We start from the raw sequence: 12991 nt of genomic DNA on the forward strand, positions 1-12991 counted from the left end.
CGGTCGACTAGGTAGTCTCCGCCTTCGTCGCTCGCCGCCAATCGATCATCCGGGCTGAGGAAGGCGCGCGATGACCTTTATCTCAAAATCGAAGCCCGCCAGCCAATTCACCCCCACCGCGGTCCAGTTCGGGTAGGGCGGTTCACCGATCGCCCTAAGTCGAACGGCGTCAATCGCCTCCCACTGTTTGGCCGGGTCGGTGTGGAACGTGGTCACGTCAACAATGTCGTCAAACGTGCAACCGGCGGCCTTCAGCACCGCCGCGAGATTGTCAAAGGCAAGCTGGACCTGCTTTTCGAAGGCTGGCTCCGGCGATCCGTCCTCGCGGCTGCCGACTTGGCCCGAGACGAACAGAAAGCCGCCTGAGCGGATCGCCGCCGAATAGCGATTGACTTCGTAGAGGGCCTGCCGACCGGCAGGGAAGATCGCATCGCGTTTGGTCATTGTTTCACTCCAATCAGACAAGGCAGGCCGGTCCCGACCATCGCGATGTGGCTTCTCCGAGAAGGTGAGAGCCGCCCGCAAGACTTCGGGGTTTTGGATCGCTGCGTTCCATTTTCCGGGGCGGTCGCTGATATCCGTCCCGTATCCCGAAGTGGGTACATACATTCCGTATGTCAATATACATACGTTGCGTATGCTTGTTAAAAGATTGCCCGAGCCGGTCAGGCGCGCGACGAAATCGTGGTCGCAGGCGGTGTCAGCCTGCGCGCCGGGTGCGCGACCACCATCGATTCCTCTTCCTCGTCCTGCGGCGCGCCCCAGAATTCGGCCAGCGTCGGGCCATTCTTCAGGCGGCGGTCGCGAACCAGAAAGCCCCAGACTTCGCGGAACCAGACGCGGCGGCCCATTTTGGTGTACCAGCGCATCGAATGCCGTTGCTCCGGATCCTTGTGGAACAGGATGCGCGCCAAGGCCTTGGGCCGCGACTGCACGGCCAGTTCGATCAGCTTGACGGCGAAGAACAACATCCACGGCTTGAGGCGGGTCATCTGCAGCACCTGGTGCTTGTAGTCCCACAGGCGGGCGTCCAGCTGGATCACCTTGCGATCCCTGGCAATCCTGAAGAACGGCGTCCAGCGGTGCGGCGTCACATAGAGCGCCTGGATCTGGTCGGGGTCATAAGCGATCAGCTGGCGGAAGCCGCGCCAGAGGTCGCGGAAACTTTCGTCCTCGAAACCGGCCACCCAGGTCGCCATCGACAAGATGCCGTTGAGGCGCAGCAGCCGTATCGCCTCGCGGTCGGATGAGGTGCTGCCGCCCTTGCGGATCAACTGGAGCGTCTGCTCGTCGGTATTTTCCATGCCAAGCAGCCAGCGGATGACGCCGGCCTTGCGATAGAGATGCAGGCTGTCGGCGTCGCGGACGATGTCGTCGGCGCGGGTGGAGCCGACGATCAGCACCGGCACATTCTCGGCGATCATCGCATCGAGAAAGGCGCGCCAGGCTTTTTTGGACGAGGTCGGGTTCTCGTCGGCAAGGTTGATCAGCTCGACGCGGTGCTCGCGGTATAGCCAGGCAATCTCCCGCGCGAACTTCACGGGGTCGCGGTGCCGCCAGCGCGTCCAGAACCCCCGCTGGCCGCAATAGTTGCACAGATGCGGACAGCCTCGCGAGAACTGCATGACCACCGCACGCTTGCCTCCCCAATAGCTATAGCGAGTGATATCGATCAGTTCCCAGCCGATGCGGTAGTCGTCGAGATTGGCGATCGTCCTTGCCGGCTTGGTGGCAAAAGGCCGGCGCAAATCGTCGCGAAAGGCGATGCCCGCCACATCCGACAGCGGCTTGCGTTTTTCAAGCGCTTCGACCAGCGCGACGATGGTCGCCTCCCCCTCGCCACGAACGATGAAGTCGAAGGCCTCCGTTTCGGCCAGTATGTCGCGCCAGTGATAGGTCGGAAACACGCCGCCATAAATCAGGATTGTCGCCGGGTCGATGTGTTTGACCATGCCGGCGATCAGTAGGGCTGTCGGATGCGCAGAGGTCGAGCCGGAATGGCCGATCAGAATACAGTCGGGATGATCGCTCAAGGCGTCCCGGACCAGCGTGGCAAGCGGCATCGGCCCGAATTCGGCGTCCACAAGTCGCACTTGATGTCCCGCGTCGATCAGCGGACCGCCCAGTGCCAGCAAACCGAGCGGCGGCAGATGGTCGTCCGGCACACGGCTGCCGATGGCCGTATGTGGCGGGTTGATCAGGACGATTTTCATGGCGGACCTTATGCAATGGCGGTCCGCATGTCGTAGTCGGCGATCTAGCGCTGGAGATTGGCTCGCTTCAGCAGTTTGTGTGCAGCTTTTCCGCAGAAATGCCTACCGTCTGAGATGTGCAAGCGGGACATGGCCCGGCCCCTTGATGTTCTGCAGCACAAGCTGGGTGTGGACGTCGCGCACGCCTTCGAGCCGCATCAGCCGGTGCATGACGAAGGCATTGAGCTCGTCGACCGACGGCACCATCACATGCAACAGGAAATCATGATCGCCGGTCATGGTCCAGCATGAGGACACCTCGTCCATCCGCTGGACGGCGGCGATGAAGCTTTCGGGCGAGCCGTCGCTGTGGCTGGTCAGGCGCACCTGGATGAACACCTCGACCATCAGCCCGACGGCGCGACGGCTGAGCACCGCGGCGAAGCCCTTGATGATGCCCGCCTGCTGAAGCGCCTCGAAGCGCCGCGCGCAAGGTGTCGTCGACAGGCCGATCTCCTGCGCCAGTTCGGATACCGGCTTGCGCCCGTCGCGCTGCAGGCTGTCGAGCATCTTGATCTCGAATTCGTCAAACTGAGGCATTTTCACTCTCCCAAAGCTCGATCGTGGAGTCTTTTACCTCCAACCCCGCATTTGAGCCACCATCAAAGCTGATTTGCCTCGCGCCATCCGGCTAGAATTTCCGACGATCCGCTGATCATGATTTCCAGGGAGAGCAAGCCATGACGATGAACGTTGCCGACTACGCCCGCGAATGCGCGGCGCGAGGCCTTCGCGGCGATTATTCGGTCTGCCGTGCCGATTTCACCGTGGCGCAGGGCTACAATTATAGCGACGAAGAACAGGCGGTGTGGCGCACGCTGTGCGACCGCCAGACGAAGCTGACCAGGAAGCTCGCCCACCATTCCTATCTCGATGGCGTTGCGGCGCTCGGCCTTCTCGACAAGATCCCGGATTTCGGTGAGGTCAGCGAGAAGCTGCGCAAGCTCACCGGCTGGGAGATCGTCGCCGTGCCGGGGCTCATTCCCGCCCAGCCGTTCTTCGACCACCTCGCCAACCGTCGCTTCCCGGTCACCAACTGGCTGCGAACCCAAAAGGAGCTCGACTACATTGTCGAGCCCGACATGTTCCACGATTTCTTCGGTCACGTGCCGATCCTGACGCAGCCGGTCTTTGCCGACTTCATGCAGATGTATGGCAAGAAGGCCGACAGCGTGATTGCGGTCGGCGGCGACGAGATGATCACCAGGCTTTACTGGTACACCGTCGAATACGGGCTGATACGCGAGCCGGGCCAGCCGCTGAAGGCTTTCGGCGCCGGGCTGATGTCATCCTTCACCGAGCTTCAGTTCGCGGTCGAAGGCGGCGAGGCGCACCATGTCGCCTTCGACCTGGAAACCGTAATGCGCACCGGCTACGAGATCGACAAGTTCCAGCGTGCCTATTTCGTGCTGCCGTCGTTCGACGTGCTGCGTGATGCTTTCGAGACCGCCGATCTTGCGGCGATCGTGGCGCGCCGCAAAGGCGAGCCGGCGCTCGACCCGGCGAGCCTATAGGCTGTCGGCTGTTTCCAGGGCCTCGGATTTCAGCCGGGCAAGCTGGTCGCGCTGAAGGTCGAGCGACGCGGTGACGAAGCGCAGGATCGTGGCCAGCTCGGTGTCGCTAAATGTGGCGATCACCTTTTCTCCCTCCTGCGCGATCGCACCGTAATAGCGCGCCGATAGTTCTCGCGTGAGTTCCGTCGCCTCTATGACCACCTTGCGCCTGTCCTCGAGGCTGCGCGTTCGTGTCAGCAGGCCGCGCGCCTCCAGCCGGTCGATCAGCGCGGTGACTGCGGCCGGCGTCAACCCTGTTGCGGCCGCGACCTCCCCAGCCGATTGCGGGCCGCCATAGAGCAGCGCCAGGCAATGGCGTTCCGCCGTACTCAGCTCAAGCCTATCGCCTACTGCCTCGTCATAAGCCTGCGTCGCGTCCTGCCAGCCCATAATGGCGAGGCTGATGGCCGTCTTCATGTCGGCCCGATTCATGCTTGACGAGTTTATTTCGATCATCTAACTATCAATTTGCCTAACATTACGGCCATTATAGTAATATGCTGCGTCGGGCGCAAGGCACGGCCTGTCGCAGCACGCAAGGAGTGGACAATGAACCAGAACCAGACGCGCGGCCCACTCACACCGGCCGAAGAATTCAAAATACGCAAAGCTGGCGATGGAATGGTATGGCTGGGGTTCTCCCATTGGCCTTGGTATTGCACTGGTCGCGCTGGCGGCCGCTGCCCTGCTGTTCCGCATCGCCATCTTCGGATTTTGACAGCACTGGCCGCGGCGCGGTTGAATTCTGATAGGGTAGAATTTTTCCAGCACAAGGCTTAGGGCTGAGCTCACGCCGCTTCGGAAATGTCACGATCGATGATCGACAGGTTGCGGCCGCGATGCTTGGCCTCGTAGAGCCGCTGGTCGGCGGCGCGCATCAGCTCCGACACTGCGGCGTCCTCGCCGCAGGTGGTCCCGCCGATACTGACCGTCAGCGGAACGGTTCGTTCGTCGACGGGCCGGAAACGGATACGCTCTACTTCACGGCGGATGCGCTCGGCGACGCGCCTGGCTTCGTGTTCGGTGGCGCCGATCAGAAAGGCGCAGAATTCCTCACCGCCGATGCGGCCAAGGACATCGCCGCTGCGCACGCCACGCTCTATCGCACTTGCGATCAGGAGCAGCGCCTCGTCGCCGATCAGATGGCCGTAGCTGTCGTTGATGGTCTTGAAATGGTCGGCATCGACGATCAGCAATGCCCCGCGATCGGATTTACGCCGAGAGCCGTCGAGGGCGGCAAAGAAACTTTCGCGGTTGAGCATACCGGTCATGTCGTCGCGGCTCGCCTTTTCCGCCAAGCGCCTGTGGGCGGCCGCGAGCTGGGCATGGGCGCGGGCGAGTTCGCGATGCGCGGTCTTCAACCTTTCGCCCTGCCAGACCGTATAGGCGCCGGCGCCCCAGGCAAGAGCCAGCGGGCATACGGTAGACGTCAACCAGATGGTGCGATTGATCGGAAAACCCATTGCCGGCACGACGATCAGCGTCAGCAAAAGTGAGACGGCGACGGAGGCGAAAGCGATGGCGGCAGACTTTAGAAATATGCGATTCATCGCTTGCTCCCACTGGTCCGTCTTGGTGCCAGCAAGCGCTGAATGTCACCTTTCGGCGATGCTTAAGATTTTAATCACGGCACCATTTTCACCACCCAGGGCGCGCATAGGTTGTGGATAAACCTCCTGTTAGAAAGATCGTTTCGTGCCATAAGGACGGTATGACCACGCTTCCCGACCCCGCCCGCTTTGCCCATGTCACCGACTGGGTGTTCGATCTCGACAACACGCTCTATCCGCACCATTCCAATCTGTTCTCGCAGATCGATGTGAAGATGACCGCCTATGTCGGAGAATTGCTGACGCTGCCGCGCGAGGAAGCACGCAAGCTGCAGAAGGAGCTCTACCGGGAATACGGCACGACACTGAACGGGTTGATGACGCGCCACGGCATCGACCCCGACGACTTTCTCGAGAAGGTCCACGACATCGATTATTCCTGGCTGGTGCCAGATCCCGTCCTCGGCACCGCCATACGCCAGCTTCCCGGCCGCAAATTCATCTTCACCAATGGCGATCGCCGGCATGCCGAACGCACCGCGCGGCAGCTGGGCATTCTCGAGCATTTCGACGACATTTTCGATATCGTCGCAGCCGGGCTGAACCCCAAGCCGGCGCGACAATCCTACGAGAAATTTGCCGAACTCCACGCCGTCACCGGGCAAAATGCGGTGATGTTCGAAGACCTCGCCCGCAACCTGTCGGTGCCGAAATCGCTGGGCATGACCACGGTGCTGGTGGTGCCGCGCAATTTCGAGCCGACCTTCTCGGAAATCTGGGAACGCGACCCGGCCAACGAGGACGACGTGGACTTCGTCACCGACGATCTCGCCGGCTTTCTCACGGCGATCGTCGAAGTCCCCGCTTGAGGCAGTCGGCGCGCTTCAAATTCTTGCTTGCATATCAGAGCTTGTAGAAGCGGCTGACGATCCCCCAGGCCTCGTCGGCGGTGTCGACGAAATCGATGATGTCCTGGTCGCCGGGGGTGATCGTACCTTGCTCGGCGAGGAAATCGAGGTCGATCGCCCGTGCCCAGAAAGCCTTGCCGAACAGGATGACCGGCACCCGTTCCATGCGGCCGGTCTGGATCAGGGTCAGCGTCTCGAAGAACTCGTCCATCGTACCGAAGCCGCCGGGAAACACCGCAACGGCCTTGGCACGCATGACGAAATGCATCTTGCGGACCGCGAAATAGTGGAAGTTGAAGCAGAGTTCCGGCGTCACGTAGGCGTTTGGCGCCTGCTCGTGCGGCAGCACGATGTTGAGACCGATCGACGGCGCGCCTACATCGTCGGCGCCGCGATTGCCGGCCTCCATGACGCCAGGCCCGCCGCCGGTCACCACGACGAATTCGCGATAGTACGAAGTGGCCGACTGCTGCGAGCAGAGGCGGGCGAATTTGCGCGCCTCCTCATAGTATTTGCTGTTTTGCTCGAGATTCTTCTTCTGCGTCTCGTTCTTGGCCGCCCAGGCTTCACCGCCGGGCTCGGGGATGCGCGCGCCGCCGAACAGGATGACGGTCGATTGGATGCCGCGCTCGGCCAGGATCATCTCCGGTTTCAGCAGTTCGAGCTGCAGCCTGACCGCGCGCAACTCGCGCCGCGTCATGAAATCGGGGTCGTTCCAGGCCAGCCGATATGTCTCCGCGCGCGTTTGCGGCGTGTCCGGCACGCTTTTCGACCGCTCCAGATCCTCGTCCGAATGCGGTAGCGGCGTCCACCCCGCCTTTTCCATGGGAGTCATATTTGCTTTACCCGTCCAATCATTCACTTGCGCCGTCCCGTGACGCTGCCGCGATTGACCCTCCCCAAGCCTTCACATAGGGTCCGCGCGACTTTCAAACAGGTTAAGGCGCCGGCCCTTAACAGCTTGGTAATGGAGCGAATTCATGTCGAAGCCCGATCTCGCGAGTCTCGAGAAGATCATCGAGAACGCCTTCGAGGAACGCGACACCATTTCGACCGCAACCCGCGGCGAGACGCGCGAGGCCATCCAATCGGCGCTCGACCTGCTCGACCGGGGCGTCGCCCGCGTCGCCGAGCGGCAGGCCGACGGCAAATGGCACGTCAACCAGTGGCTGAAGAAAGCGGTGCTGCTGTCCTTCCGGCTCAACCCGATGGAGATCATCAAGGGTGGTCCCGGTCAGGCGGTATGGTGGGACAAGGTGCCTTCGAAGTTCGACGGCTGGAGCGCCGTCGATTTCGAGAAGGCCGGCTTCCGCGCCGTGCCGTCGTCGATCGTGCGCCGCTCTGCCTATGTCGCGCCGGGCGCCGTGCTGATGCCGTCCTTCGTCAATGTCGGCGCCTATGTCGATAGCGGCACCATGGTCGACACCTGGGCGTCGGTCGGCTCCTGTGCCCAGATCGGCAAGAATGTGCATCTGTCGGGCGGCGTCGGTATCGGCGGCGTGCTGGAGCCGATGCAGGCCGGCCCAACCATCATCGAGGACAATTGCTTCATCGGCGCCCGTTCCGAAGTGGTCGAGGGCTGCATTGTTCGCGAGGGCTCAGTGCTCGGCATGGGTGTCTTCATCGGCCAATCGACCAAGATCGTCGACCGCGCCACCGGCGAGATCTTCTACGGCGAAGTGCCGGCCAATTCCGTCGTCGTCGCCGGCTCACTGCCGGGCAAGCCTTTTCCAAACAACGAGCCCGGCCCCAGCCTCTACTGCGCCGTCATCGTCAAGCGGGTCGACGCAAGAACCCGTTCCAAGACCTCGATCAACGAATTGCTGCGCGATTGATCTCCCGAGAACGGATGCACCGGGTTGACTGACAAACCTCAATTCCTATGGCTTTTCTTCAGCCTTTCTGGGCGGGTGAATCCGAGCGCTTATGTTTTGGCTGGCCTCTTGCCGGTCATCGTTCAACTCTTTCTGCTCTACCAGTTCGCGCGAACGCCGTTAGGCACTGCCGCGAGCCAGTATTGGGCGCTCGCCTTATGGATCGCTGTGTTCGTCTCGACATGGTCGACCTTTGCGCTAACGGCGAAGCGGTTCCATGATTTCGGCAAGCCTGCCTATTACGCATTGATCTCTCTCATTATCGGCTTCGTCCTGCTTTTTATCCTGGCTTTTTTCAAAAGTGACCCAGGCCCCAACCGCTACGGCAAGCGCACCAACGCACCGGCCGAACCCTGAGCGCCAATCGGACATTTCGTCATGCGCTACCGCTCGCTTGATTCGAAACTGATCCTCGAAACCGCCGAACGGCTGGAAGAGCGCGTCGCCGAGCGCTTTCCCGATGCAGGCCTGCGCGGCGTCGCCGCCGAGCTCGTGTCGCTGTCGCGCGATCTGGCAAAGGCAGCCAAGGCGCTGGAGGCGCCGATCTGGTGGCTGCGCGGCCTCATCATCGCCGCTTTCGTCGTCGGAGCGCTGATGTTCCTGTTCGTCGGCACAATCCTGCCGCTCGGCCGCATCTCGGGAAACCACGATGCCTTCCAGTCGGTGCAAGGCATCGAAGCCTCCCTCAACATGATCATCCTCGCCGTGCTGGGCTTCCTGGCCCTGATCCGCTCCGAGGAGCGGATCAAGCGCAAGCGGGTGTTCCGCCAACTCCACGGGCTGCGGTCGCTCATCCACGTCATCGACATGCACCAGCTGACCAAGGATCCGGCAGCACTTTCAGCCAGTTTCAAGCCGACTGCACATTCGCCAGCCCGCATCACCAACGCCGCCGACCTTGCCCGCTATCTCGACTATTGCTCCGAAATGTTGTCGATCACCGGCAAGATCGCCGCGCTGTTTGCCCAGTCGGTCAATGACGCCGTGGTCATCGATGGCGTCAATGACATCGAGAACCTGGCGTCGAACCTGTCGCGAAAGATCTGGCAGAAGATCACGCTGATCGAAACCCCTCATGGGCAGCCGGCACATGCGAAGAAAACCGATCCCGAGCCGGGTCCGCCGCGTCGGCCTGCAGTCCGCAGACGACCGGGGCCGGCAAGCTAAGACCCGCGAGCCGGCGGCAGATCCGCTAGAGCGGCAGAGCGGGGAGTTCCGAAACCCCGGTTTTGCGCCGGACGCTCTAAGCGAATGTTAATCACCCTGGCCCAGCATGCCGGCGAAAACTGTGTCGACCGGCACGGAGCGCTCGACTGGCAAGCGACCTATCCCTGACCACCAAGGAGCCGCGCAAAACGTGGAGCGCCGCCGCTCGCCTGTTTGCCTGGTTCTCTTCGCCGATGAGATTGGAACCGGAAGCCGTCCGCGCCCGGCTTCTCGACACCACTTTCGACCGCAAATTCGCAGTCTTGTTCGGCACCATCAGCGTTCTGGTGGTTGCGGTCAGCGCCGCACTTGCCACGAAGGATTGGTGGCCCTACGCCTGGATCGCAGCCGACCTGATGCTTTTCGTCGTCCGCGTTCTGCTGATGCGGGAATGCGAGCAGGCCCGCAGGCGCGGCTCGAAAGGGCCGCTGGCGGGCCTGATGGCAGCCAGCGGTGTATGGTCGGTCGTTTTCGGCCTCGGCTGCTATGGCTGTGTTGCCAGCGGGAATATGGCGCTTTCCGTACTTGCCGCCTTGAATGTCGCAGGTGTCGTTGGCGTGGTGTCGTCACGCAATGCGGCCACCCCGCGCTTCGCCATATTCGTCATGTTGGCCGTAAGCCTGCCTTACGTGGTCGGTGCATTGTTTTCCGCAGCGCCCGGAATGCCGATCGTCGGAATTCAAACGCCGTTCTATGTGGCCGGCGTCATCATCGTGCTGCTTCAGAACCACGCAATCAACGCCCGCATGATCCGCGCCGAGCTGGACAATCGCGACCTGGCGATCAAGGACGCGCTGACCGGCCTGCCAAACCGCATCTTCCTGCAGGAAAAATTGCGCGACATGTGCCGCGACCTTGCGGCGCCGGCCGCCAATGGCGGCAAGCCGTTTGCCGTGCTCAGCATGGACCTCGACGGCTTCAAACAGGTCAACGACCGTTTTGGTCATGCGGTCGGCGACGTGCTGCTGCGCAAGGTGGCCGAACGATTGAAGCGCGGCTTCCGGCCGGGGGACGTGGTCTTCCGTATCGGCGGCGACGAATTCGTCATCCTTTTGCCCGCAACCTCGGAGATCGAGGCCACCTATCTGGCAAAGCGGGCCATCGAAAAGGTCTCGGTGCCTTTCGACCTCGGGGTCGGTTCCGCCATCCATGTCGGCTTGAGCGTCGGCAGCGCCTTTGCACCCGCCGACGGCGGCGATCCGGAAATCCTGCTCACCTGTTCCGACCATGCACTCTACGAAGCCAAGCGCACCGGCAAGGGCCGTTATTGGGCGCCTGTGCGGGCTACGATCTGACGGTCGCAGCGACAGCTTCCGGCGGCAAGCAAGGCGATCCGCGCCTCTCCTGCTCGGCCGCGCGCACCAGTGCAGTGACATTGCTTCAGCAAAGGCGCCGGCGTGCCGGCCTTTTCGGCCAAACGCAGGACCGCGCCTTGCAGTTCGCCGATCTCCGTCGACCGGCGGCGCCGCAGGTCATCCCACATCGACGAACGCGCGGCCGGATCGATGGCAAGCATCCGCCGCGCCAAGAACTTGAACAGCCCGTCGGGCAGGCGAAGCACTTTCGGCAGCAGTGCGGGACGCAGGCCGGCGATGCGAGCGGGTTCGATGCCTGTCGCCGTCATTGCCGCCAATGCTTCGTCGATCTGACCGGCCAGGATCAGCCGCCAGCGGCGATCGGCAAGCTCTGCCGCCAGCGGCAGACCGGAAAGCGCCACCAGCGCGTTGTTGAGGTTGAGCAGCAGCTTGTCCCATAACACCGCGTCGATGTCACCATGCGTCGCGACGGCAAACCCCTCGACATCAAGCAGTTCGTCAAGGCCCGCCGAGCCCTGTTCGATCATCACTTTGCCGCCGCTGGCGCGGTGCAGGCGAAGCGGCAATTCGCCCTCCGGCGATTGGACCACGTTGAACGGCACCATGCCCGCGAGCACCGGCTGGGCGGTGAGATGGGCTCGCAATTTATCGGCATTGTCGACGCCGTTCTGCAGGCTGAGTATCACCACGTCCGGTCGGGCATGGGCGGCAATCAGCCCGGCCATGTCTTGCGCCGCGCCGCTCTTGACCGTTACCAAAATGACATCGGCATCGGAGAATGCTATCGCCGGATCGGCGGTGACCGACAATGCGTCCGGTTTGACAGAACGGTCGCGGCCGTCAGGGTCGGTGATGCGCAATCCAGCTTCTTGCAGGGCCTTCTCGACGCGCGGTCGCGCCAGCAGAAACACCTTTCGCCCGGCAAGTATCAGGCAGCCGCCGGCGTAGCAGCCGATACTGCCGGCACCGGCGATTACGATCGTCTTGCCACGCGTGACCATGCGATGGCCCTGTTCTGGTCGAGAGACCTTGCCGCAATTATACGACATGAAAACCATAATGTCGGCGGCATGGCTGGCCCTCACGTCTGGCCGTGACAGACCTTGCGCTTTCGACTATCGCTTTTGCCCATGATGCTGCCTACCGATCCGGTTAGAAATCTCGCTGCACTCATCCGCTGTGCTTCCGTGACGCCCGCCGAAGGCGGTGCGCTGCGCGCGCTGGAGGCGATGTTGAAGCCGCTCGGCTTTGCGGTCGAGCGACCGGTGTTTTCCGAAGCCGGCACACCGGACATCGAGAACCTTTACGCGCGGCGTTCCGGCAATGGCCCGCATCTGATGTTTGCCGGCCATACCGACGTGGTGCCGGTGGGCGACGAGGCAGCCTGGACGCACCCGCCCTTTGGCGCCGAGATCGCCAATGGCGAGATGTTCGGCCGCGGCGCCGTCGACATGAAGGGCGGCATTGCTTGTTTCGTCGCGGCGGTGGCGCGACATGTCGAGCAGAAGGGCGGCCCGAAGGGGTCGGTCTCGCTGCTGATAACCGGCGATGAGGAAGGCCCGGCGATCAACGGCACGACGAAGCTGCTCGAATGGGCGGCCGCCAAAGGCGAGAAATGGGATGCCTCGATCGTCGGCGAGCCTACCAATCCCGACGCGCTTGGCGATATGATCAAGATCGGCCGGCGCGGCTCGCTATCGGGCACGGTCGTCGTCAACGGCCGCCAGGGCCACGCCGCCTATCCGCAGCTAGCCGACAATCCGGTGCGCGGCCTGGTGACGCTGGTCGACGCCTTGCTGCACCCCGTCTTCGACAACGGAACAAGGGATTTCCAGCCGACGAATCTTGAGGTGACCTCCATCGATGTCGGCAATCCCGCCACCAACGTCATCCCGGCGAAGGCAGCAGCTACCTTCAATATCCGCTTCAACGACACATGGACCGCCGAGACGATCCAGGCCGAGATCCACAACCGCCTCGACCGGGCGGCGAAACGCAAGAAATACCGCGCCGGCAAGAAGACGCCGGTCGACTACGAGATCGTCTGGCGCGACGGGCCGTGCCATGTTTTCCTGACACGCGACGACAGGCTGATCGAGACGCTTGGCGGTTCGGTCAAAGCGGTGACCGGCAGGAAGCCGGCGCTCTCCACCTCCGGCGGCACCTCCGATGCCCGCTTTATCAAGGATTATTGTCCGGTGGTCGAATTCGGCCTGGTCGGCAAGACCATGCACATGGTCGACGAACGTGTGGCGATTGCCGATCTCGAGACGCTGACGCAGATTTATCTGCGCTTCGTTGAAGACTGGTTTGCGCAGGACATATCCTAGTG

The 12991-nt window shown here is 62.3% G+C and carries 13 protein-coding genes and 1 pseudogene; 7 read left to right on the forward strand and 7 right to left on the reverse strand.

Annotation, left to right across the window (positions count from 1 at the left end):
• Positions 1 to 45: 45 nt before the first annotated feature.
• The 3 genes from NKJ93_RS23190 to NKJ93_RS23200 form a co-directional block, all read right to left on the reverse strand.
• On the reverse strand, positions 46 to 444 hold the full coding sequence (locus tag NKJ93_RS23190; RefSeq protein ID WP_352495032.1) for a RidA family protein: 399 nt from the start codon (positions 442 to 444) through the stop codon (positions 46 to 48).
• Positions 445 to 665: 221 nt separating this feature from the next.
• Positions 666 to 2213: a magnesium-protoporphyrin IX monomethyl ester anaerobic oxidative cyclase gene (gene bchE, locus NKJ93_RS23195; RefSeq protein WP_352591273.1), complete on the reverse strand. Its 1548-nt coding sequence runs from the start codon at positions 2211 to 2213 to the stop codon at positions 666 to 668.
• A 102-nt stretch (positions 2214 to 2315) separates the two neighbouring features.
• Positions 2316 to 2792 (reverse strand): Lrp/AsnC family transcriptional regulator, encoded by a 477-nt coding sequence (locus NKJ93_RS23200; protein WP_023718203.1) that lies wholly within the window; start codon positions 2790 to 2792, stop codon positions 2316 to 2318.
• 140 nt (positions 2793 to 2932) lie between these two features.
• Between NKJ93_RS23200 and phhA the strand changes: the two genes are divergently transcribed.
• Positions 2933 to 3766: a phenylalanine 4-monooxygenase gene (phhA, locus tag NKJ93_RS23205; RefSeq protein ID WP_352591275.1), complete on the forward strand. Its 834-nt coding sequence runs from the start codon at positions 2933 to 2935 to the stop codon at positions 3764 to 3766.
• Here the strand turns inward: phhA and NKJ93_RS23210 are convergent.
• Both NKJ93_RS23210 and NKJ93_RS23215 read right to left on the reverse strand, forming a co-directional pair.
• Positions 3761 to 4261 carry a MarR family winged helix-turn-helix transcriptional regulator gene (locus NKJ93_RS23210; RefSeq protein WP_352591278.1) on the reverse strand — a complete coding sequence of 167 codons (501 nt, stop codon included), beginning with the start codon at positions 4259 to 4261 and terminating at the stop codon, positions 3761 to 3763. The genes phhA and NKJ93_RS23210 overlap by 6 nt on opposite strands.
• Before the next feature lie 332 nt (positions 4262 to 4593).
• Positions 4594 to 5355 (reverse strand): GGDEF domain-containing protein, encoded by a 762-nt coding sequence (locus NKJ93_RS23215; RefSeq protein ID WP_023718199.1) that lies wholly within the window; start codon positions 5353 to 5355, stop codon positions 4594 to 4596.
• Positions 5356 to 5516: 161 nt separating this feature from the next.
• On the opposite strand from NKJ93_RS23215, the gene NKJ93_RS23220 reads away from it, so the two are divergent.
• A complete protein-coding gene (locus NKJ93_RS23220; RefSeq protein WP_023677476.1) occupies positions 5517 to 6224 on the forward strand; it encodes a pyrimidine 5'-nucleotidase in 708 nt (235 codons plus the stop codon).
• 34 nt (positions 6225 to 6258) lie between these two features.
• Here NKJ93_RS23220 and NKJ93_RS23225 read toward each other — a convergent pair whose 3' ends face one another.
• Positions 6259 to 7098, reverse strand: a complete 840-nt coding sequence (locus NKJ93_RS23225; RefSeq protein WP_023718198.1) for an LOG family protein — start codon at positions 7096 to 7098, stop codon at positions 6259 to 6261.
• Positions 7099 to 7243: 145 nt separating this feature from the next.
• On the opposite strand from NKJ93_RS23225, the gene dapD reads away from it, so the two are divergent.
• The 4 genes from dapD (at position 7244) to NKJ93_RS23245 (ending at position 10638) form a co-directional block, all read left to right on the forward strand.
• Positions 7244 to 8098: a 2,3,4,5-tetrahydropyridine-2,6-dicarboxylate N-succinyltransferase gene (dapD, locus tag NKJ93_RS23230; RefSeq protein WP_352484324.1), complete on the forward strand. Its 855-nt coding sequence runs from the start codon at positions 7244 to 7246 to the stop codon at positions 8096 to 8098.
• Between the two features lie 24 nt (positions 8099 to 8122).
• The gene (locus NKJ93_RS23235; protein ID WP_031193743.1) at positions 8123 to 8494 is read left to right on the forward strand and encodes a DUF805 domain-containing protein; all 372 of its coding nucleotides are present in this window, start codon (positions 8123 to 8125) and stop codon (positions 8492 to 8494) included.
• A gap of 21 nt (positions 8495 to 8515) precedes the next feature.
• Positions 8516 to 9304, forward strand: coding sequence for a hypothetical protein (locus tag NKJ93_RS23240; RefSeq protein ID WP_352484325.1), 789 nt, complete (start codon positions 8516 to 8518; stop codon positions 9302 to 9304).
• Positions 9305 to 9537: 233 nt separating this feature from the next.
• Complete coding sequence (locus tag NKJ93_RS23245) at positions 9538 to 10638, forward strand: GGDEF domain-containing protein (RefSeq protein ID WP_023718195.1); 1101 nt, start codon at positions 9538 to 9540, stop codon at positions 10636 to 10638.
• Here NKJ93_RS23245 and NKJ93_RS23250 read toward each other — a convergent pair.
• Positions 10628 to 11660, reverse strand: a pseudogene (locus NKJ93_RS23250) (2-dehydropantoate 2-reductase). The gene NKJ93_RS23245 and the pseudogene NKJ93_RS23250 overlap by 11 nt on opposite strands.
• 129 nt (positions 11661 to 11789) lie before the next feature.
• On the opposite strand from NKJ93_RS23250, the gene dapE reads away from it, so the two are divergent.
• Positions 11790 to 12989, forward strand: coding sequence for a succinyl-diaminopimelate desuccinylase (gene dapE / locus NKJ93_RS23255; RefSeq protein ID WP_023718194.1), 1200 nt, complete (start codon positions 11790 to 11792; stop codon positions 12987 to 12989).
• Positions 12990 to 12991 lie beyond the last annotated feature (2 nt).

It is taken from the genome of Mesorhizobium sp. M0028 (assembly GCF_040323855.1).
In the GTDB taxonomy this organism is placed as follows: domain Bacteria; phylum Pseudomonadota; class Alphaproteobacteria; order Rhizobiales; family Rhizobiaceae; genus Mesorhizobium.